This is a genomic window from Ideonella livida, from assembly GCF_010499455.1.
In the GTDB taxonomy this organism is placed as follows: Bacteria; Pseudomonadota; Gammaproteobacteria; order Burkholderiales; family Burkholderiaceae_C; genus Ideonella; species Ideonella livida.
Genome location: NZ_JAAGOH010000002.1, coordinates 284289 through 305142, shown reverse-complemented (window position 1 = coordinate 305142; position 20854 = coordinate 284289). Strand labels below are relative to the sequence as shown.

The 20854-nt window shown below is 71.4% G+C and carries 17 protein-coding genes; 7 read left to right on the top strand and 10 right to left on the bottom strand.

Annotated features, from left to right (window positions below):
* The first annotated feature begins 10 nt into the window (after positions 1 to 10).
* The 5 genes from nadD to rng are packed head-to-tail and all read left to right on the top strand — an operon-like array spanning position 11 to position 4256.
* A complete protein-coding gene (gene nadD, locus G3A44_RS03300; protein WP_163456054.1) occupies positions 11 to 604 on the top strand; it encodes a nicotinate (nicotinamide) nucleotide adenylyltransferase in 594 nt (197 codons plus the stop codon).
* 51 nt (positions 605 to 655) lie between these two features.
* Positions 656 to 1525, top strand: a complete 870-nt coding sequence (rsfS, locus tag G3A44_RS03295) for a ribosome silencing factor (RefSeq protein ID WP_163456053.1) — start codon at positions 656 to 658, stop codon at positions 1523 to 1525.
* Positions 1526 to 1548: 23 nt separating this feature from the next.
* Positions 1549 to 2016 (top strand): 23S rRNA (pseudouridine(1915)-N(3))-methyltransferase RlmH, encoded by a 468-nt coding sequence (gene rlmH, locus G3A44_RS03290; RefSeq protein WP_163456052.1) that lies wholly within the window; start codon positions 1549 to 1551, stop codon positions 2014 to 2016.
* A 47-nt stretch (positions 2017 to 2063) separates the two neighbouring features.
* A complete protein-coding gene (locus G3A44_RS03285; protein ID WP_203561264.1) occupies positions 2064 to 2726 on the top strand; it encodes a Maf family protein in 663 nt (220 codons plus the stop codon).
* 54 nt (positions 2727 to 2780) lie between these two features.
* A complete protein-coding gene (rng, locus tag G3A44_RS03280) occupies positions 2781 to 4256 on the top strand; it encodes a ribonuclease G (protein WP_163456051.1) in 1476 nt (491 codons plus the stop codon).
* 33 nt (positions 4257 to 4289) lie between these two features.
* On the opposite strand, the gene G3A44_RS03275 is transcribed toward rng, so the two are convergent.
* A complete protein-coding gene (locus G3A44_RS03275; protein ID WP_163456050.1) occupies positions 4290 to 5162 on the bottom strand; it encodes a DODA-type extradiol aromatic ring-opening family dioxygenase in 873 nt (290 codons plus the stop codon).
* Between the two features lie 155 nt (positions 5163 to 5317).
* On the opposite strand from G3A44_RS03275, the gene G3A44_RS03270 reads away from it, so the two are divergent.
* Positions 5318 to 7852 (top strand): ABC transporter permease, encoded by a 2535-nt coding sequence (locus G3A44_RS03270; RefSeq protein ID WP_239061670.1) that lies wholly within the window; start codon positions 5318 to 5320, stop codon positions 7850 to 7852.
* A gap of 24 nt (positions 7853 to 7876) precedes the next feature.
* Here G3A44_RS03270 and G3A44_RS03265 read toward each other — a convergent pair whose 3' ends face one another.
* From G3A44_RS03265 to G3A44_RS03225, 9 genes are all read right to left on the bottom strand, one after another.
* Positions 7877 to 8773 (bottom strand): DUF2189 domain-containing protein, encoded by an 897-nt coding sequence (locus G3A44_RS03265; protein WP_239061669.1) that lies wholly within the window; start codon positions 8771 to 8773, stop codon positions 7877 to 7879.
* A 99-nt stretch (positions 8774 to 8872) separates the two neighbouring features.
* Complete coding sequence (locus tag G3A44_RS03260) at positions 8873 to 10606, bottom strand: ABC1 kinase family protein (protein ID WP_163456049.1); 1734 nt, start codon at positions 10604 to 10606, stop codon at positions 8873 to 8875.
* Positions 10607 to 10663: 57 nt separating this feature from the next.
* Positions 10664 to 11128 (bottom strand): signal peptidase II, encoded by a 465-nt coding sequence (lspA, locus tag G3A44_RS03255; protein WP_239061686.1) that lies wholly within the window; start codon positions 11126 to 11128, stop codon positions 10664 to 10666.
* A gap of 112 nt (positions 11129 to 11240) precedes the next feature.
* Entirely contained in the window at positions 11241 to 14180 is a 2940-nt protein-coding gene (gene ileS / locus G3A44_RS03250) for an isoleucine--tRNA ligase (RefSeq protein WP_163456048.1), read from the bottom strand.
* A 148-nt stretch (positions 14181 to 14328) separates the two neighbouring features.
* Complete coding sequence (locus tag G3A44_RS03245; RefSeq protein ID WP_163456047.1) at positions 14329 to 14484, bottom strand: hypothetical protein; 156 nt, start codon at positions 14482 to 14484, stop codon at positions 14329 to 14331.
* Positions 14485 to 14527: 43 nt separating this feature from the next.
* Positions 14528 to 15493 (bottom strand): bifunctional riboflavin kinase/FAD synthetase, encoded by a 966-nt coding sequence (locus G3A44_RS03240; protein ID WP_163456046.1) that lies wholly within the window; start codon positions 15491 to 15493, stop codon positions 14528 to 14530.
* Between the two features lie 9 nt (positions 15494 to 15502).
* Positions 15503 to 17422, bottom strand: a complete 1920-nt coding sequence (locus G3A44_RS03235; RefSeq protein WP_163456045.1) for an ATP-binding protein — start codon at positions 17420 to 17422, stop codon at positions 15503 to 15505.
* Between the two features lie 16 nt (positions 17423 to 17438).
* Positions 17439 to 18170: a 16S rRNA pseudouridine(516) synthase gene (locus G3A44_RS03230; protein WP_163456044.1), complete on the bottom strand. Its 732-nt coding sequence runs from the start codon at positions 18168 to 18170 to the stop codon at positions 17439 to 17441.
* A gap of 52 nt (positions 18171 to 18222) precedes the next feature.
* Entirely contained in the window at positions 18223 to 20022 is a 1800-nt protein-coding gene (locus G3A44_RS03225; protein WP_163456043.1) for a feruloyl-CoA synthase, read from the bottom strand.
* Positions 20023 to 20390: 368 nt separating this feature from the next.
* Between G3A44_RS03225 and G3A44_RS03220 the strand changes: the two genes are divergently transcribed.
* Positions 20391 to 20837 carry a DUF411 domain-containing protein gene (locus G3A44_RS03220; RefSeq protein ID WP_375138621.1) on the top strand — a complete coding sequence of 149 codons (447 nt, stop codon included), beginning with the start codon at positions 20391 to 20393 and terminating at the stop codon, positions 20835 to 20837.
* The last annotated feature ends 17 nt before the right edge of the window (positions 20838 to 20854 follow it).

Sequence of the window (20854 nt, the reverse complement as noted above, 5' to 3'; positions counted from 1 at the left end):
GCACCGGCCCATGCGACTCGGACTCTTCGGGGGCAGCTTCAACCCGCCGCACCAGGCCCATCTGGCCCTGGCGCGGCTGGCCCGCGACCACCTGGGGCTCGACCGCCTGCTGTGGCTGCCCGCCGGCGCCCCGTGGCAGAAGCCGGCGGGCCAGTTGGCGCCCGGCGAGCACCGTGCGGCCATGGTGCAGGCCCTGATCCGGGACGAGCCCGGCTTTGAGCTCGACACGCGCGAGCTGCGGCGCCAGGGGCCCAGCTACACCCTGGACACCGTGCTGACCCTGGCGGCCGAGCGGCCCGGGGCCGAGTTGTGGCTCATCATCGGCCAGGACCAGCTGGCCCGGCTGCACACCTGGCACCGTGCGGCCGAGCTGGTGGACCGGGTCCACCTCGCCGTGGCGGCGCGTGAGGGACAATCGCCCCAGGCAGACCCGCTGCTGCCCATTCCCCGCTTTCCCGTGGTGGCGCTGCCGCTGCCGCGCACGGATCTGAGTGCCACCCAGATCCGTGAAGAACTGGCCGAGGGTCGGTCTGTGATCGACCTCGTCGGCCCCGCGGTGGCACACTACCTCGACCAACACGGCCTCTACCGCCGCCGGGCCTGATCGGCACCGGCCACAAGGCCCAACACCACCGGGATCGCACCCGGTCACCCCATGGACATTCGCAAGCTGCAACGCGCCATCGTCGATGGCCTTGAAGACGTCAAGGCGCAGGACATCGTCGTCTTCAACACCACCCACCTGTCCTCGCTGTTCGAGCGGGTCATCATTGCCTCGGGCAACAGCAACCGGCAGACCAAGGCCCTGGCCTCCAGCGTGCGCGAGGCCGTCAAGGCCATCGGCGCCCCGGTGCCCCGCATGGAAGGCGAGGACAACGGCGAATGGATCATCGTGGACTGCGGCCAGGCCGTGTGCCACATCATGCAGCCCGCCATCCGCCAGTACTACCACCTGGAGGAGATCTGGGGTGGCAAGGCGGTGAAGATGAAGATCGGCGGCGGCAAGACCGGCCTGGTCAAGGCCGAGGCCGCCGAGGAGGATGAGGACGAGGACGTGCCGTCCACGCCCAAGCCTGCCAAGACCCGCGTGCGCCGCACCGCCACGGCCGACACCGAGGCCGGTCAAGCCGCCCTGGCCGGTGCCAAGCCCGCCAAGGCCCCGGCCCGCAAGAAGGCTGCGGCCGAGGTCGACGCCCCCGCGGCCAAGGCACCGCGCAAGACCACCCGCCGGGCCAAGCCCGTCGAGCCGCCGGTTGTCGGCACCCTGATCGTCAAGGCCGACGGGGCCAGCAGCCGCCGCAAGCCGGCGATCAAGCCCGCGGCCAAGCCGGCGACCGCCCCCAAGTCCGCCAGCCGTGCGGCCAAGGGCGTGGAGCCGCAGGACAAGCCGGTCGAGAAGCCCGCCGCGCCCAAGCCGGCCCGCAAGCGCACCACCGGCGGCGTGTCCAGCGCCGCCGCGGCGCCGGCGGCACCCGCCCGCAAGGCCGCGCCCCGCAAGACCCCGGCCCGCAAACCTGCCGCCTGAGCGGCTGAGTCCCGGGACCCGACGTGCGACTGCTGATCGCCGCCGTGGGCCAGAAGCAGCCCGCCTGGGCGGACCTGGCCTACGAAGACTTTGCCAAGCGCTTCCCTGCCGAGCTGCCGCTGCTGCTCAAGGCCGTCAAGGCCGAGCCGCGCGGCGGCAAGTCCGCCGAGCAGCTCATGGCCGCCGAGGCTGTGCGCTTGGAGGCCGCGGTGCCCAAGGGCGCGCGCCGGGTGGTGCTCGACGAGCGTGGCACCCGCATGACCACCACCGAGCTGGCGCGGCGGCTGGAGTTCTGGTTGGGCGATGGCCGGGACCTGGTCTTCTTGGTGGGCGGGCCCGACGGCCTGGATCCGGCCCTCAAGGCCACGGCCGACGAAACCCTGCGCCTGTCCGACCTCACCCTGCCGCATGCCTTCGTGCGGGTGTTCCTGGCCGAGGCGCTCTACCGCGCCTGGTCACTGCGCAACGGGCACCCCTACCACCGGGAGTGAGCGGCGCGGTCGGCGCCCGTGCCCGGGCGCTGGGCACAATCGCGGCCATGTCCGCTCCCTTGCTCCCCCCGCCCGTGCCGTCGCTCGCCGACGCCGGTGCCGCGCCGGTGCCCCCGGTCCTCTACCTGGCCTCGCAAAGCCCGCGCCGCCTGCAGCTGCTGGCCCAGCTCGGCCTGAGCCCGCAGACCTTGCTGCCGGGGCCGCAGGAGGACGCCGAGGCCCTGGAGGCCGAGCGCCCGGGCGAGCCGCCCGAGGTCTATGTGCGCCGTGTCACCCTGGCCAAGCTGGAGGCCGCCTGTGCGCGCCGCCAGTGCCGCGGCCTGCCTGAGGCGCCGGTGCTGTGCGCCGACACCACGGTGGCACTGGGCGACCGCATCCTGGGCAAACCTGCCGATGCCGCCGATGCCCTGCGCACCCTGCGCCTGCTCAGCGGACAGACCCACGAGGTGTTCACCGCCGTGGCCCTGCAGGCCGGTGGCCAGGCCCGGCTGGCGCTGAGCCGCTCCAGCGTCGATTTCGCCGCCGTGCCCGAGGAGGTGCTGCACGCCTACGTGGCCAGTGGTGAACCTTTTGGCAAGGCCGGCGCCTACGCCATCCAGAGCAGCCTGGCCGGGTGGATCCCGACGATCCGCGGAAGCTACTCCGGTATCATGGGTTTGCCCCTTTACGAGACGACCCAGCTGCTGCGCGACGCCGGCGTGCTGCCCTAGCGCCACCGGCCCTGGAGGCCGCCGCCGCTGTCCTGCCGGTGGCGGTCGAGCGACATGCACGACATCCTCATCAACTGGGCTCCGCAGGAGACCCGCGTCGCCATCATCGAGAACGGCGCGGTGCAGGAGCTGCACATCGAACGCGCCCTGGAGCGCGGCCTGGTGGGCAACATCTACCTGGGCAAGGTCGCCCGGGTGCTGCCGGGCATGCAGAGCGCCTTCATCGACATCGGGCTCGAGCGTGCCGCCTTCCTGCATGTGGCAGACCTGCACACCCATCCGGGCCCGGCCGCCCGCCACGAGGGCCAGCCCCCGGTGCCCATCGAGCGTCAGGTCTTTGAGGGCCAGACGCTCATGGTCCAGGTCATCAAGGACCCCATCGGCACCAAGGGCGCACGCCTTTCCACCCAGATCAGCATCGCGGGCCGCATGCTGGTGTTCCTGCCGCAGGACAACCACATCGGCATCTCCCAGAAGATCGGCTCGGTGGAGACCCGCGAGCAGCTGCGCCAGCGCATGCAGGCCCTGGTGGGTCGGCCCGAGGACGGCGGCGGCGGCGGCTTCATCCTGCGCACCAACGCGGAAGAGGCCAGCGACCCCGAACTGGCCGACGACATCGCCTACCTGCGCAAGACCTGGTCGCAGATCCGGCAGCTGGCGGTGGCTCGTCCCGCCGGCAGCCTGCTGCACCAGGACCTGAGCCTGGTCGAACGGGTGCTGCGCGACATGGCCAGCGAGCAGACCCAGACCATCCGCATCGATTCGCGGCTGCAGTTCGAGCGCCTGACCGAGTTCGGTCAGGCCTACACGCCCACCTCGTTGGCCAAGCTGCTGCACTACAAGGGCGAGCGCCCGATCTTCGACCTATACAACGTCGAGGAGGAGATCTCCCGGGCCCTGGCGCGGCGGGTCGACCTCAAGAGCGGTGGCTACCTGATCGTCGACCAGACCGAGGCGCTGACCACCATCGACGTCAATACCGGTGGCTTCGTCGGTGCGCGCAATTTTGACGACACGATCTTCAAGACCAACCTGGAGGCGGCGCTGGCCATCGCCCGGCAGCTGCGGCTGCGCAACCTGGGCGGCATCATCATCGTCGACTTCATCGACATGGCCCGCGACGAGCACCGCCAAGCCGTGCTGCAGGAGTTCCGCAAGCAGCTGGGGCGCGACCGCACCAAGACCACGGTCAGCGGTTTCACCCAGCTCGGCCTGGTGGAGATGACCCGCAAGCGCACCCGCGAGAGCCTGGCCCACATGCTCTGCCTGCCTTGCCCCACCTGCGACGGCCGGGGTCAGGTCAAGACCGCCCGCACCGTCTGCTATGAGGTGTTGCGCGAGATCCTGCGCGAGGCACGGCAGTTCGACCCCAAGGAGTTTCGTGTGGTGGCCAGCGCCGCGGTGGTGGAGATGCTGCTGGACGAGGAGAGCGGCCACCTGGCCGACCTCTCCGCCTTCATCGGCAAGCCCATCTCCCTGATGGCCGAGCCCGGCATGAACCCCGAGCAGTACGACATCGTGCTGCTTTGAGCCTGTCTCGCCGCGGGCTCGGGCCCGCGGCCTTCAGACGACGGCTGCCGCGCCGGTTTCCAGGGCCGACTGCAGCGCCTGGGCACCCTCGCCAAAGGCGTAGATGTCCATGCCCAGGTGGCCCCAGGTCACACTGGCGTGTACCCGGGCGGCCGGGGCCTGGGTGGAGCCGGCCGCACCGGCGGCGATGTAGAAGGGCACGAAGTGCTCGTCGGTCGGGTGCATCATCACCGCGTGGGGCGCCTGCCGGCGGTAGTCCAGCAGCGCGTCCCAGTCATGGGTGCGGCTGCGTTCCTCGATCCAGCCCCTGAACTCGGCGCACTGCGGCCACTCCGCCTGGTCCGGGTCGCCCCGGCCGCCGGCCCACAGTCGCAGGTTGTGGGTAATGGCGCCGCTGCCGATGACCAGCACGCCCTCGTGGCGCAGCGGCGCCAGCGCCTGGCCCAGGGCCAGCAACTGGGCCGGCGTCCAGTTGGGCGGCCAGGCCAGCGGCACCACCGGGATGTCGGCCTCCGGGTACATGCTGCGCAGCGGGGTCCACACCCCATGGTCCATGCCGCCCTCGTCCAGCTCATGCACGGGCAGGCCGGCTGCGCGGATCAGCGCCGCCACGCGCGCGGCCACCGCCGGGGAGCCGGCGGTGTCGTAGCGCAGCTGGTAAAGCGCATCGGGAAAGCCGTAGAAGTCATGCACCGTCTCCTGGCGGGCGGCGCCCAGCACCACCGGCTCCCGGGTGAGTGAATGGGCGGAGGCCACCACGATGGCCCGCGGGCGGCCGTGCAGCCGGTCCAGGGCCGGCCCCAGGGCCTGCCAGGCGGCACCGGCTTCACCGGGCTCCAGGGCCGTCATGGGCGAGCCGTGCGAAATGTAGAGGCTGGGCAGGGGGAGGGGAGCAACGGTGTTCATGAAGAGGATTGCAGCACCGCGGCAGCGGGTCGGCATTCGGTGGCGTTGAATGAAGTGTTCGGTCCCGGGCGGGCCCCCGGCAAGCCCCCGCGTCATCGGCGCCCCCCACTTTTCGGCTACCGTGCGGGCAGCAAGACATGCCAACAGGGGTGACGATGCAGAGTTCGATGTCCGTCTGGCGCTTGGCGGGCCAGCAGGCGCTGCGGGATTTCAGGGCCGGTGAATTGCGCCTGCTGTGGGTGGCGGTGCTGCTGGCCGTGGCGGCGTTGACCTCGGTGGGCTTCTTCGCCGACCGGTTGCAGTCCGGGCTGCAGCGTGATGCCGCGCAGCTGCTCGGTGGCGACGTGGTCGTCAACAGCGACCATCCTGTGCCTGAGGAGTACCTGGCCCAGGCCCGGCAGTCCGGGCTGACCGTCTCGGTCTCCGCGGTCTTTCCCAGCATGGCCCGGGCGCCCGATGCCCAGGGCGGCGCCACCCGGCTGGTGGCCGTCAAGGCGGTGGATGACGCCTATCCGCTGCGTGGCCGGCTGACGGTCTCGGCCTCGGCCCAGGGGCTCCAGGAGGCGGTGGGGCAGGGGCCGCAGCCGGGCACGGTGTTCGTGGATGCCGGCTTGCCCGAGCTGCTGGGCCTGCAGGCCGGCGACATGCTGGAGTTGGGTGAGGCGCGTCTGCGCATCGCCCGTCTTCTCCACCTGGAGCCTGACCGCGGGGCCGGCTTCCTGAGCTTTGCGCCGCGGGTCATGCTCCATGCCCGGGACCTGCCCGCCACCGGTCTGGTGCAGCCAGCCAGCCGGGTGACTTGGCGCCTGGCGGTGTCCGGCCGGGCCGACCAGGCACAGGCTGTGAGCCGCTACGCCGCCTGGGCACGGGGCCGGCTGGAGGCCACGGGCGAGCGTGGGATCCGCCTGGAGACCCTCTCCCAGGGGCGCCCGGAGATGCGGCAGACCCTGGAGCGGGCCGACAAGTTCCTGCATCTGGTGGCTTTGCTGGCCGCCTTGCTGGCGGCGGTGGCGGTGGCCATTGCCGCGCGCGACTTTGCCCAGCGCCACCTGGACGATGCCGCCCTGCTGCGGGTGCTGGGCCTGCCACGGCGGCGCATTGCCGCGGCGCTGGCCCTGGAGTTTGTCGGCATGGGCCTGCTGGCCGGTGGGGTGGGCGTGGCGGTGGGCCTGGGCCTGCACGGGCTGTTCCTGCGCCTGCTGGCCGACTTTGTGCCGCCGGATCTGCCGCCCCCGGGGTGGTGGCCCGCCCTGTTCGGCCTGGGCGTGGGTCAGGTGCTGTTGTTGGGCTTTGGCCTGCCCACGGTCTTCCAGATGGCCCAGGTGCCGCCCCTGCGGGTGCTGCGGCGTGATTTGGGCGCGGTGCGGCCGGCCTCGGCCGGTGTGCTGCTGACCGGCGCACTGGCTTTCGGCCTGCTGCTGCTGGCGGCCTCGCGGGACCTGGTGCTGGGGGCGGTGGCGGTGGGTGGCTTCGCGCTGGCGGTGCTGCTGTTTGCGGTGCTGGCCTGGGTGGGCGTCAAGGCCCTGCGGGCCAGCCTGTCGGAGGCGCGGCAGCCCGCCTGGTGGACGCTGGCCGTGCGCCAGCTCACCGCCCGGCCGGCCTATGCCGTGCTGCAGGTGGCTTCACTGGCGGTGGGGCTGATGGCCCTGGCCCTGCTGGTGCTGCTGCGCACCGACCTCATCAACAGCTGGCGCCAGGCCACGCCGCAGGATGCGCCCAACCGTTTTGTCATCAACATCCAGCCCGACCAGGCCGAGGCCTTCCGCCAGCGGCTGGATGGTGCTGGCGTGCAGGGCTACGACTGGTACCCCATGTTCCGCGGCCGGCTGCTGACCCTCAACGGCGTGCCGGTGGACCAGGCCCTGGCGGGGCGCCCCGAGGCCCGCCGCTCGGCCGAGCGGGAGCTCAACCTCAGCCACAGTGCGGTGGTGCCCGGGCACAACCCGGTGGTGGCTGGCCAGTGGCAGGCCGAGGAGCCCGACGCCTTCAGCGTGGAGGCCGGCTTTGCCGAGCGGCTGGGGCTCAAGCTGGGCGATCAGATGGTCTTCGAGGTGGCCGGTCAGCCGCTGGCGGGCCGCATCACCAGCCTGCGCAAGGTCGAGTGGGGCTCGCTGCGGGCCAACTTCTTCGTCATGGTGCCGCGCGCCCGGCTGGACGACCTGCCCGTGACCTACATGACCGCCTTCCGTGCGCCTGAGCGCGCCGGCTGGGACAACCAGCTGCTGCGCGACTATCCCAACGTGACCAATGTGGACGTGTCGGCGTCGCTGGCCCAGGTGCAGCGGGTGCTGGACCAGGTGGTGCGGGCGGTGGAGTACCTCTTCTACTTCACCGTGGCTGCCGGCGCGGTGGTGCTCTTTGCTTCTGTCAGCGCCACGCGCGAGGCCCGTGCCCACGAGTACGCGGTGATGCGGGCCTGCGGCGCCTCCAGCCAGCTGCTGGGCCGGGTGCAACGCGTGGAGCTGCTGCTGGTGGGCGGCCTGGCCGGCGGCCTGGCCACGGCCTGCGCCCTGGTGGTGGGCTGGGCGCTGACCCGCTGGGTGTTCGAGTTTCCGTGGACCGCACCGCTGTGGGCGGTGGCCGTGGGGGTGGTGGCGGGGGCGTTTCTGGCCTGGGCGGCGGGCTGGTGGAGCCTGCGCGAGGTGCTGGGGCGGCCGGTCATCAGCACCCTGAGGCGTGCGGCCGAATGACCGCACGGGGCGGCCCCGGGCCCGCTAGGCCGGGGCCTGGCTCCCGGGCTCGTCGATGACCGCGTCGCGGTAGGCATGCCAGCTGGCATGGCCCAGCACCGGGCCAACCACCAGCAGGCCGAGAAAACCCGGCAGCAGGGCCAGCACGGTCAACAAGGTCAGCAGCGCGCCCCACCACAGCATGACGCCGGTTTGCGTCAGCACCAGGCGCATGCTGGTCAGGCCGGCCGTGATGGCGTCGGTCTGCCGGTGCAGGATCATGGGCATGCTGATGACGCTGATGGCGAAGATGAGCCCGGCGAAGACCCCACCCACCACGATGTAGGCGACGATGAAGCCCAGGTTCTCCGGGTCCAGCAGGGCCATGAGCGAGCCCTTGAAATCGGGCATGCCATCAAAGCTGACGGCGAAGACCACCAGGGCGGCGCGGCCCCAGAGCATTTCCATGACCAGCAGCACGAAGCCGAAGATGGCCAGGGTGCCGGTGCGCCGGTTCCAGGCCACCAGGGACTGGGCCAGGCGCGGCGTCTCCCCCCGCTCCAGGCGCAGGCTGGCGTCATACAGACCCAGGCACAGAAAGGGACCCATGAGCAGGAAGCCCGCCGACAGGGCCAGGGTATAGGCTGGTGCGTGCTGGAAGACCGCCAACAGGCCCCAGCCCATCACCACAAAACAGGCCCCGTAGAACAGGCCCAGGGCGGGGCAGCGCCGGAAGTCTGCCCAGCCTTGCTGCAGCCACTGCAGCGGTCGGTCCCAGCCCAGCGGGCGCAGGCGGATGTCGAAGGCCGTGGCGTGGGCGGTGGTCTGCCCGGCCGTTTCGGCGGTCAGGGGCGCCGGGGACTCGGGAAGCGGCTGGACCTGCATGGGATCGACCTCCTGGTGCGGCAGGCCGGCGACGCCGTCCTGCTTGCGCAATGTCAACCAGCAGGCCCAGGGGCGCCAGAGGGTTGATCCGGAGGCCCTGCCGGGACAAGGGGCTCTGACGGAACGACCGCGGTGCCGGACGCCTTGCCCTCGCCTTCAATCCTGGAACCTGTCGGGGGGACGGCCGTGCGGTTCGGTGTCGGTCTCGGCGCGGCGGCCGTCGCGGGCGATGGCATGCAGCAGCCACATGCCGCCCATCACCGCGCCCAGGAAGCCCAGCAGCCCGAAAGCCGGCAGGCCCCAGAGGGTCGGGCCGCCCTGCACCGTCATGGCGATGGAGGAGCCGATGATCAGTGCCGCAGTGACCAGTGCCAGCGACAGGCGGCTGGCCGCCCGGTCGAGTTGGCGGCCCAGGGTCTGCAGGTGCGGCACCTCCACCGCCACGGCCAGCCGCCCGTGGCGGGCCCGCCGCAGCAGGCGTCCGAGATCGGCGGGCAGGCGCCGCAGCTGCCGCCCCAAGCCCAGCAGGCCCTGCCAGCCCTGGCGCGCCAGGGCTGCGGGTTGGTAGCCGGCGCGCAATTGCCGGCGCAGCTGGGGCAGGGCAGCGCTGGCCATGTTGAAGTCCGGGTCCAGGGCCCGGCCCAGACCCTCCAGGGTGATGAAGGCCTTGATGAGCAGGGCCAGGTCGGCCGGCAGGGCCAGTTGGTGGTGCCGCAGGATCTGGGTGATCTGTCCCAGCATCCGGCCCAGGTCCAGCTGGGCCAGCGGGGTGCCGTGGTGCTCGTCCACAAAGTCCTCGATCTCGGCCTCCAGTGCCGCTGGCCGGGCGCCGCTGGCGTCGCCGGTCCAGTCCATCAGCACCTCGGCCACGCGTTCAGGTTCGCGCTGCACCAGGCCCAGCAGCAGGTCCAGCAGCTCGCCGCGGCGACGGGCGCTCAGCCTGCCGACCATGCCGAAGTCGATGAAGGCCACCTGGTTGCCGGGCAGGTAGATGACGTTGCCCGGGTGGGGGTCGGCGTGGAAGAAGCCGTCTTCGACGATCATCTTGAGCACTGCCTGTGCCCCGCGCCGGGCCAGCAGGCGCCGATCCAGTCCGGCGGCGCCCAGGGCGCCGACGTCTTGGGCCGAGAGGCCCTGGATGTGCTCCTGCACCTGGAGCCGCGGCCCGGTGAGCGGCCAGTGCACCCGGGGGATGCGCACGAAGCCCAGGGGCGCCAGGTTGGCGGCCATGCGTTCGGCGTGGCGGCCTTCCTGGGCCAGGTCCAGCTCCCGCCGCAGTGAGCGGCCAAATTCGCGCACCAGGGCCTGAGGCCGGTAGGGCGCCAGCGCGGGCAGGCGCTGCTCGGCCAGGCCGGCCAGGCGTTCGAGCAGGCGCAGATCGGCCTCGATCACCGGCTCGATGCCGGGCCGGCGGATCTTGACCACCACCTCGGTGCCATCAGGCAGGCGGGCGCGGTGTACCTGGGCGATGCTGCCGGCGGCCAGGGGCTGGGGGTCGAAGTGGGCGAAGACGGTGCCGGGCTCACCGCCCAGGTCTTCACAAAGCTGGGGCAGCAGTTCGACCAGCGGCAGGGCCGGCACCCGCGTCTGGAGCTGCTCCAGCTCGTGCAAAGTCTCGGGTGGCAGCAGATCGGCCCGACCGGCCAGGATCTGGCCGAACTTGACGAAGGTGGGGCCCAGTTCCTCCAGCGCCCGGCGCAGTTGCACCGGCGGGGGCAGGCGCGCCAGGTCGGCGGCATGTGGCCAATGCAGGGTGTGGCCGGCGGCGGCCAAGGCGTCGGCCAGGCCCAGGCGGCGCACCGCGTCGCCCAGGCCGTGCCGGATGAGGATGCCGGCGATCTCGGCCAGGCGGCCCAGATCGCGGGTGGAGGCCAGGACGTCGCTCAGCATCGGGCCAGTGTAGGAGCCCGCGCCGTGATCCGGCCCCGGAGGGTAGCCGGCGGGCGCTCAGGCGCCCTTGCGCACGCGGCGCAGCTCGTCCCAGATCAGGCCGATGGCGCCGCCGGTGATGGCCGAGTCGGCCACATTGAAGGCCGGGAAGGCCCAGCCGCCGTAGTGCAACTGCACGAAGTCCACCACGTAACCGTAGAGCACCCGGTCGATCACGTTGCCGATGGCGCCCCCCAGGATCAGGCTGATGGCCAGGCAGAACAGCGTCTGGCCGGGGTGCTTCTTGAGCATCCAGACGATGAAGCCCGAAGCCACGACCGCCAGCCCGGTGAAGAACCAACGCTGCCAGCCTGAGGCGTCTGCCAGGAAGGAGAAGGCCGCGCCCGGGTTGTGCACCCGCACCACGTTGAAAAACGAGGTGACGGTGACGCTGTCACCCAGCTGGAAGTGGCCCAGGATCAGGACCTTGGTGAACTGGTCCAGCAGCACCAGCACGGCGGCCAGGCCCAGCCAGACCCCCATGCCCGCACCGGAGGAGGAACCGCCGGAGCGGCGCGGGGCACGGGGACGGGGGGCGGCGGTTCGGCTCATCGTGACGGTGCTGGCGTTGCTGGGTGTGGCCATGGGCTTGAGGTCAGGCGATGTGGCGGGCTTCCCCGTCGCCGTGCAGGTTGCTGACGCAGCGGCCACACAGCGTGGGGTGGTCGCCGTGGGCGCCCACATCCTCGCGGTAGTGCCAGCAGCGTTCGCACTTGGGGGCGGTGCTGGGGGTGACGGTGATGGCCAGATGCTCGCCGTCCACCACCGTCGCGGCGGAGGTGATGGTGACGAACTTCAGGTCCTCGCCCAGGCTGCGCAGCAGGGCTGCGTCGTCCGGGCCGGCGGTGATGGCCAGCGTGGCCTGCAGCGAGGCGCCGACGGCGCCGGTGCCGCGCACCGCCTCGATCTCCTTGTTGGCCAGCTCCCGGATGGCGCGGATGCGCGCCCACTTGGCCAGCAGCGCCTCATCCGGCGAAGTGAACGGCCAGTAGGTCTCCATGAAGATGGAGCCGCGGTTGGCGCTGCCGGCCAGCACGGGCCAGGCTTCCTCGGCGGTGAAGCTGAGGAAGGGCGCCATCCAGCGCAGCATGGCGTGGCTGATCTGCCACAGGGCGGTCTGGGCGCTGCGGCGGGCCAAGCTCTTGGGCGCGGTGGTGTAGAGCCGGTCCTTGAGCACGTCGAGGTAGAAGGCGCCCAGGTCTTCGGAGCAGAACACCTGCAGCTTGCCCACCACCGGGTGGAACTCGTAGGCGTCGTAGTGGCGCAGGATGTCGGCCTGCAGTTCACCCGCGCGGGCCAGGGCCCAGCGGTCGATCTCCAGCATCTCGGCCAGGGGCACGGCGTCGGTGGCGGGGTTGAAGTCCGACACGTTGGCCAGCAGGAAGCGCAGGGTGTTGCGCACGCGCCGGTAGGCGTCCACCACGCGGGCCAGGATCTTGTCGTCGATGTTCAGGTCGCCCGAGTAGTCGGTGGCGGCCACCCACAGGCGCACGATCTCGGCGCCCAGCTTGCTGGTGACCGACTGCGGCTCGACGGTGTTGCCCAGGCTCTTGCTCATCTTGCGGCCCTGGCCGTCGGTGGCAAAGCCGTGGGTCAAGAGGCCCTTGTAGGGCGCGCGGCCGTAGATGGCGCAGCCCAGCAGCAGCGAGCTGTGGAACCAGCCGCGGTGCTGGTCATGGCCTTCCAGGTACAGGTCGGCCTCGGGGCCTTCGGCATGGCAGGCACCGTTGGGATAGTTCTTGGCGTGGCTGCCGGTGCGGTGGCCCAGCACATGCCAGAAGGTGGAGCCGGAGTCGAACCACACCTCCAGGATGTCGGTGCTCTTGGTGTAGTGCACCGCGTCTTCGGCGCCCAGGATCTCCTCGGGCGTGACACGGCTCCAGGCCTCGATGCCGCCGCGCTCCACGATGTCGGCCGCCTGGTCGAGGATGGCCATGGTGCGCGGATGCAGCTCACCCGAGTCCTTGTGCAGGAAGAAGGGCACCGGCACGCCCCAGCTGCGCTGGCGCGAGATGCACCAGTCCGGCCGGTTGGCGATCATGTCGCGCAGGCGGGCGCGGCCGCTCTCGGGGTAGAAGGCAGTGTGGTCGATGGCCTCCAGGGCCAGCTGGCGCAGGGTCTTGGGGGCCTTGTCCTGGGTGAAGACCCCTTCGCCCTCGTCCATGCGCACAAACCATTGGGCGGCGGCGCGGTAGATCACCGGCGTCTTGTGACGCCAGCAGTGCGGGTAGCTGTGGGTGATCTTCTGGGTGGCGAAGAGGCGGTCGCTCTGCGCCAGCACTTCCAAGATGCGCGGCACGGCCTTCCAGATGTGCTGGCCGCCAAAGAAGGGCAGCTCGTCGGCGTAGACGCCGTTGCCCTGCACCGGGTTGAGGATGTCGTCGTACTTCAGCCCATGCGCCACGCAGGAGTTGAAGTCGTCCACGCCGTAGGCTGGGGCCGAGTGCACGATGCCGGTGCCGTCGCTGGCCGTCACATAGTCAGCCAGGTAGAGCGGGCTCTTGCGCTGGTAGCTGTACTTGCCGCCTTCCTCGGCGCTGACCGTGTCATGCAGCGGGTGGCGGAAGACCAGGCCGCGCAGGGCCTCGCCCTTGGCGGTGGCGATGACCTCGCCGGTGAGGCCGAAGCGCTCCAGGCACTTGTCCACCAGGCTCTGGGCCAGCAGCAGCAGGCCGCGCGGCGTGTCGACCAGCGCGTAGTCCAGCTCGGGGTGGGCGTTCAGGGCCTGGTTGGCAGGGATGGTCCAGGCAGTGGTGGTCCAGATGACGGCAAAGGCCTTCTTGCCGCCCGAAGCCAGGGACTCCGGCAGTGTGGTCAGGCCGAAGGCGCGCGCCAGGGCAGCGGCGTCATCGGCCTCAAAGGCCACGTCCAGGGTATCGCTCTGCTTGTCGGCGTACTCGATCTCGAACTCGGCCAGGCTGGAGCCGCAGTCAAAGCACCAGTACACCGGCTTGAGGCCGCGGTAGACAAAGCCGCGCTCGATCACGCGCTTGAAGGCGCGGATCTGGCCGGCCTCGTTGGCCGGGTCCATGGTGCGGTAGGGGCGTTCCCAGTCGCCCAGCACGCCCAGGCGCTTGAAGTCTTCGCGCTGCTGCTCGATCTGTTCGGTGGCGTAGGCGCGGCTCTTGGCCTGCATGGCGTCACGGCCGAGGTTGCGGCCGTGCAGCTTTTCGATGGCGTTCTCGATGGGCAGACCGTGACAGTCCCAGCCGGGGATGTATTGCGCGTCAAAGCCGCCCAGCTGGCGGCTCTTGACGATCATGTCCTTGAGCACCTTGTTGAGCGCATGGCCGATGTGCAGCTTGCCGTTGGCATAGGGCGGGCCATCGTGCAGCACGAACAGCGGTGCGCCTTTGCGGGCCTCGCGCAGCTTCAGGTAGAGGTCCTGGCTGTTCCAGTCCTGCACCCACGCGGGTTCGCGCTTGGGCAGGTCCCCACGCATGGGGAAGGGGGTGTCGGGCAGGTTCAGCGTGGCGCGCAGATCCGAGGCGGGGGCGTCGGTCTTGGGGGCTTGGGTGGGTTTGGAATCGGTCATGGCGTGCTCGCGCCTTCAGGAGATCGGCGCGTCTGGGCGGAAATTCAGCACTAATTGCGGCCTTTGGGGGCTGGTCAGGGAAAGTCCCGGACCGGCGGTGTCCCGTTGGCCGCGGCATGGCGCGGCGGGGGTCAGCGCCGCCTGGGGATCAGGCGACGCCGGCCAGAATTCGGTCGCGGGTGGTCTGGCGGCGGGTGGCGGTGTGCCAGCGCAGGCAGCCCCGGCGTGGGCTGATGCGGCCACGGCCGGCGGGCACGGCGCCGGGATGGCGCAGGTCGGGCGGCGATGGCGGGGTGGCGGGCATGCGCGGCATTCTAAGTGGGGGGGCGACCGGTGCCGCGTGGGCCTCAGCCCTGGGTGCGCCACCAGGCGCGGGCGTCGGTCACGTCCTGGGCGATGCCCTCGCGCAGGGCTTCCAGCGAGGGGTAGCGGCGCTCGTCGTGCAGCTTGTGCATCAGGTCCACCTGCAGGATGCGGGCGTAGCCGCCCTCCAGGGCCAGCCCCGCGGGCCAGTCCAGGCAGTGGACCTCGAGCAGCACCCGGCCGGCATCTTCCACCGTGGGCCGCACGCCCAGGCTGGCCACGCCCGGCAGCGGGCTGGGCCCCAGGCCATGCACCGCCACGACAAAGATGCCCATGGCCGCCGGGCGGCGCGAGGGAAAGCGCAGGTTGAGGGTACGGAACCCCAGGTCGCGGCCCAGCTTGCGGCCATGCACCACATGGCCGGTGATGGCGTAAGGCCTGCCCAGCAGGCGGGCGGCGCCGCGCATGTCGCCCGCGGCCAGGGCCTCGCGCACGGCCGACGAGGACACGCGCAGGCCGTGCACTTCATAGCTCATCATGCGGGCCACGTCAAAGCCCTGCAGTCCGCCGGCCGTGTCCAGCAGGGTGTAGTCGCCGGCGCGCTTGGCGCCGAAGCGGAAGTCATCGCCCACCAGCACGTAGCGTGCGTGGAAGCCCCCCACCAGGACCTGGGAGATGAAGTCCTGAGGGCTCTGGCCGGCCAGGCGCGGGTCAAAGCGCATCAGCACCACCTCGTCGACGCCGCAGCGCTCCAGTTCCTGCAGCTTGTCGCGCAGGGTGGCGATGCGCAGGGGCGCCTGCTCGGGCTTGCCGGCCTGCGCCGCGAACCAGTCGCGCGGATGGGGCTCGAAGGTCATGACGCAGCTACGCAGGCCGCGGTGGCGGGCTTCGTTGTTCAGCAGCGCCAGCATGGCTTGGTGGCCGCGGTGCACGCCATCGAAGTTGCCGATGGTCAGGGCGCAGCCGGGGTCGCCGGCCAGGGGGGGGCGATGGCCTCGGTAGACAAGCATGGAGCGGGATTATCCGTGCGCGGCGGGCAGCCAGTGGTCCAGCAACTGTGCCAGGGCCTCGCGGGTGAAGGGCTTGGCCAGCAGGTCGTCCATGCCGGCCAGCAGCGCCAGCTCGCGGTCGCCGGGCAGGGCGCTGGCGGTCAGCGCGACGATGGGCAGACGGGGCCGGCCGTCGGGGGCGGCGGCTTCCTGGGCCCGCCATTGGCGTGTGGCCTGCCAGCCGTCCAGCAGGGGCATCTGGCCGTCCATGAGCACCAGGTCGTACATCCGCTGGCCCTGCTGTGCCCGCTCGCGCAGCGCCTGGAGGGCATGGTAGCCGTCGGGCACCCACTGGCCGCGGTGGCCCAGGTGGTCCAGCAGGGCCAGGGTGATCTCGGCGTTGACCGCGTTGTCCTCGGCCACCAGGATGTCCGCGCCTGCCCGGGCGGTGGGGGCCTGCGTCAAGGGCGCGTGCGCTTGTGCGGGGGGTTCTGCGTGGGGTTCTGCGGGAGGCTCCGCGGGCGGGGCGCACGGTGTTGGGGCCGGCCGGCAGGGCAGGCGCAGCTCAAAGCGGGCGCCCGGTGCCGGGCTGTCCACGCACGCCAAGCCGCCGCCCATGGCATGGGCCAGCTCGCGGGCGATGGTCAGCCCCAGGCCGCTGCCAGGCTGCGCACTGTGGTGGGCCGCCTGGCCCTGGGCAAAGGCCTCAAAGATGCGTTCCCGCTCGGCGGGTGGCACGCCCGGTCCGCCGTCCTGCACCACAAACTGCAGCCAGTCGCCCTCGCGGGCCACGGTCAGCGAGACCTCGCCCTGGGGGGTGAACTTCAGGGCATTGCCCAGGAGGTTCAGCAGGATCTGGCGCAGGCGCGCCGGGTCCACCGCCACGCAGTCGGGCAGGCCGGGCTGCAGCCGCAGCTGCAGCGTCAGGCCCTTGTCATGGGCCACGCCGTGCAGCAAGGCGGCGATGCCCTGCACCAGCGGCGCCAGCGCGGTGGGCACCGGCGCCAGGGCTAGGCGGCCAAACTCGCTGCGGGCCAGGTCCAGCACGTCGTTGATGAGCAGGTGCAGGTGGTCGGCACTTTGGCGCAGGGCGGTCAGGCGGGGCACCTGGCCCGGCAGATGGGGTTCGAGCTGCAGCAGCTGGGTCAGGCCGGTGACGCCGTTGAGCGGGGTGCGCAGCTCGTGGCTCACCGTGGCCAGAAAGCGGGTCTTGGTGGCGTCGGATTCCCGGGCGGCGGCCAGCGCCTGCTCCAGCTGCGCCAGCATCCGGGCATTGTCAAAGCGCAGGCGCAGCAGCTCCACCTGCCGCGCCTCGGTTCGCCGGCCCTGCAGGGCCACCACGGCCATGTAGATCAGGATGCCCACCCCCATGACCAGGGCGTCGGGTTCCGGCCAGCGCGGCACCTGGGTCAGCACCAGGGGGCCGAGCGCGCCGGCCATGAAGCGCACCGCGTGGGCCGACACCGCCGACAGGGAGAACATGCCCAGTGAGGCGATGCCCAGCAGGCCGGCCACCAGCAGGCCGTCGCGCCAGCCGTCCACGCTGGGCAGGAACCACAGGGCCACCAGCCCCCAGCCCAGGCCGTCCAGGGTGGAGCCCAGCCCGTGGCGTCGGCGCCAGACGGCCGGGGCAAGCCGGGTGGCCGCGCCGCGGTGCCAGGCCCAGGCGTTGGCCAACTCGCCGGCCAGCACGGTGGCCTTGATCGCCAGCCACAGCCAGGCGCTGCGGGCGTCGATCATGGCCAGCGACCAGGCCAGCAGGCCGGCAAAGCCAGCGCCCCCCAGCCAGCGGTAGACCGATTGCCGGTAGAGGGCGGTCACCTGGTCCAGGGCCGCCCGCTCGCGTGCCTCGGCGCTGGGGCCCGGCGCGGTGGCGGCCGGGGGCTGCGCCTGCGCCGCGGGCACGACCGAGGGCACGACCGTGGGCGGCTGGGGCGCGGTGGCGGCCATGGACGGCGGGGAAGCCTCAGGCCTGTGGTGCGGGGGCGGCCGGGGTGGCCGGCGGCTGCCAGCCGTCCACCCAGCACCACTGGCCCGGGGCCAGCGCCGCCGGGATGGTGAGGTGGCCGAAGGCGCTGCGGTGCAGGCCTTCGCAGCGGTTGCCGATGGCGGCGATCATGCGCTTGACCTGGTGGTACTTGCCCTCGGTCAGCGTCAGGCGCAGGTGGTGGGTGTCCACCGCCTCGCAGGCCGCGGCGCGCACCGGGGCGGGGTCGTCATCGAGCACGACGCCGTCCAGCAGGCGCTGCACCTGGGCCGGTTCCACCGGGTGCTTGCAGCGCACCTCGTAGACCTTGGGCACATGGTGCTTGGGTGAGGTGAGCTTGTGGATGAGGGTGCCGTCCTCGGTGAGCAGCAGCAGGCCGGTGGTGTCCTCGTCCAGCCGGCCGATGGGCTGCACGCCGCGGTTACGCAGCGGGGCGGGCAGCAGGGTCATCACGCTGGGGTGGTGCTTGGGCTTTTGCGAGCACTCGTAGCCGGCGGGCTTGTGCAGCAGCACCAGGGCCTTGGCATGGAAGGGCCAGGGCTTGCCCTCGACGGTGAGCACCAGGCCCTCGGTGGGCAGGTCTTCGTGGGGGTCGTCCAGCAGGCGGGCGTCGGGGCCGGTGCCCAGGCGCACCAGCTCGTTCCACACCAGGCCTTCGCAGGCCCGGCGGGTGCCGAAGCCCTGGGAGAACAGGATCTGGCTGAGTTTCATGGGCGCCACTGTACCCAAGGCCGGCGGCGTGCGGGGGCCGCCGCCGGCGGGTTCAGGGCGCCAGCACCACCCGGGCGTCGCCCGGGTCGGTGTAGAGCACGGTCACGTCTGCGGCGCGACGGTTCAGCACGGCGCGCTGGTTCACATAGCCCTTGTCGGTGATCTCGCCGGCGTCGGGGCTGGGGGCCTGGGTGCTCAGCAGCACCCGGCCCACCGCTTGCGACGAGCCGCCGCCCTCGAGCTTGAGGCGGTGCAAGGCTTCGCCCACATGGCCGCGCAGCTGGGCTGGCGGCAGGGCCTGCGCCGCGGCACTCAGGAACACGATGGCGCCGATCTGGTCCCGGTCATGGCCGGTGATGACCGCGTCCGTGGCCAGCGGCGACAGGGCCGACACCAGCTTGAGGCGCAGCGTGCCCACCGACACCCAGGTGCCGGTGGTGAGCTTGAAGTCCTCGGCCACGCGGCCATTGAACAACACGCCTTTCTCCGGCCGGTCCGGGTCGGCCAGCAGGCCGGCGTCGCCGATCTTGTAGAAGCCTTCCTCGTCGAAGGCCTCGGCGGTCAGGCGGGGGTTGTGGCGGTAACCGGGGAAGACGCTGACCCCGCGCACACGCAGCTCCAGCTTCTCGCCGTTGGGGATGAACTTCAGGTCCACGCCTGGCAGCGGCAGGCCGATGTTGCCGGCGCCGTCGAGCTTCCAGTGGGCGGTGGTGACGGCGGGGGCTGTCTCGGTGGAGCCCCAGGAGGTGGTGAACCACAGCGGGGTGTCGCGCACCTGGCTGGCCACCGCCTGCAGCCGGTGCCAGGTGGCCGCCGGCAGGGCGGCGGCAGCGTAGAACACCACCTTCAGGCCTTGCAGCACCTCGCGGGCCAGGTGCAGGTCCTGCTCCAGGTAGGGCAGCAGCATGTCAAAGCCGCGTGGCACATTGAACAGCAGGTTGGGCTTGACCTCCTGCAGGCTGCGCACGGTCTTCTCGATCAGGCCGGGCATGGGCCGGCCTTCGTCGATGTAGAGCGTGCCGCCGTGGGCCAGCACCATGTTCAGGTTGTGGTTGCCGCCGAAGGTGTGGCTCCAGGGCAGCCAGTCCAGTAGCACGGGCTTTTCGTCCTTCAGGAAGCGCCAGGTTTGCTTCATCATCTGCTGGTTGGCGCAGAGCATGCGGTGGGTGTTGATGGCCACCTTGGGATGCCCGGTGCTGCCGGAGGTGAGCAGGTACTTGGCATGGTGGTCGGGCATCAGCTCGGCAAAGGCCTTCATGACCCCCGGCCCCTCGTGCACGGCGGTGAGGGCGTCGTAGGGGAAGGCGCCGGGCACCCGGTCCACGCCCTGGCCCAGCACCACCACGGCGTCTCGGTCGCAGGCCCGGATGGCCGGGCCGTAGACCGCGCCGTCCGAGGCATAGAGCAGCGCGGGGTCCAGCATCTCCAGGATATGGCTGATCTTGCTGAAGTCCTGGGTGAGGCGGCAGTAGGCGCTGCTCACCGTGCAGATCGGGCGGCCGATGTGCAGCGCTGCCAGCATCAGGATGAGGTGGTCCAGCGAGTTGTCCGACAGCACCACCACCGGCCGGCCAGGCGGCAGGTGCAGGCCCAGCAGTGCCTGGGCCACGCTGCCCACGGCCCGACGGGTCTGCGCCCAAGTCAGGCGACGCCAGCCCCCTTGGGCGTCACGCTCGGCAAAGGCCGTGGCCTCGGGCGTCTGCGCAGCCCATTGCTCCAGCCATTCGCCCACGCAGCGTGCATAGGGCTGCAACGCCTCGGGCGAGCGCAGCACGAAGCTGCCATCGGACAGCGGCTGCTTGAGCACCTGGGGTGGCGCCAGGGCGGCAGGGTCGTCGAAGAAGTGGGGCATGCGTGTCTCCTGGGGTGTCGGGCGCCCCGTGGTCGGGGTCGAGGTGGCCGGCCGGCAAGCGGGCCGTGCAGCGCATGATAGGCAGTATAGTGCTTACGTTTGTGAAGCGATAAGCACTAAAGTACGTGAATTCCCTGAGTGAAATACTTCATGTACTGAACGATTTGCAGGGCTCAGCGCCCCGGGTCGGCGGCCCTGACGCCCGCCGTGCTTGTCCCGCGGCAAGGCAGGCAAAGGCGCTGCATGCTGCAATGCCGCCGGCTGCCGCGCGTGGGCGGCTGAGCCTGGAGGTGCAAGCGATGTCGATGATGGACGGGAAGGGGCCGGATGACGCCGGCCGGCGTGGGATGCTGCGGGTGGGCCGGGCCATGGCCGCCGGCGGTGTGGCATGGGGCCTGGGGGCCTGGCCGGGATGGGTGGGCGCGCAGCAGCGGCCGCAGGTGGAGATCTGGAAGGGGCCCAGCTGCGAGTGCTGCCACGACTGGATGGCGCACCTGCGCCGGCACGGCCTGGACATCGGCCCGGTGCACGACGAAGGCAACACCGAGGCGCGCCAGCGCCTGGGCATTCCCCTGCGCCTGGGCTCCTGCCACACCGGGTGGGTGATGGGCTACGCCTTGGAAGGGCATGTCCCCGCCGAGGATGTCTGGCGCCTGCTGCGTGAGCGTCCGGACGCAGCCGGCCTGGCTGTGCCCGGCATGCCCGTGGGCTCGCCGGGCATGGATGGCGCGGCCTACCAGGGGCGGCGCGATCCCTTCGCGGTGCTGCTGGTGGACCGCCAGGGTCGAACCCGCGTCTGGCGCCAGGTGGGTTGAGTGGGATGCATCGAAGT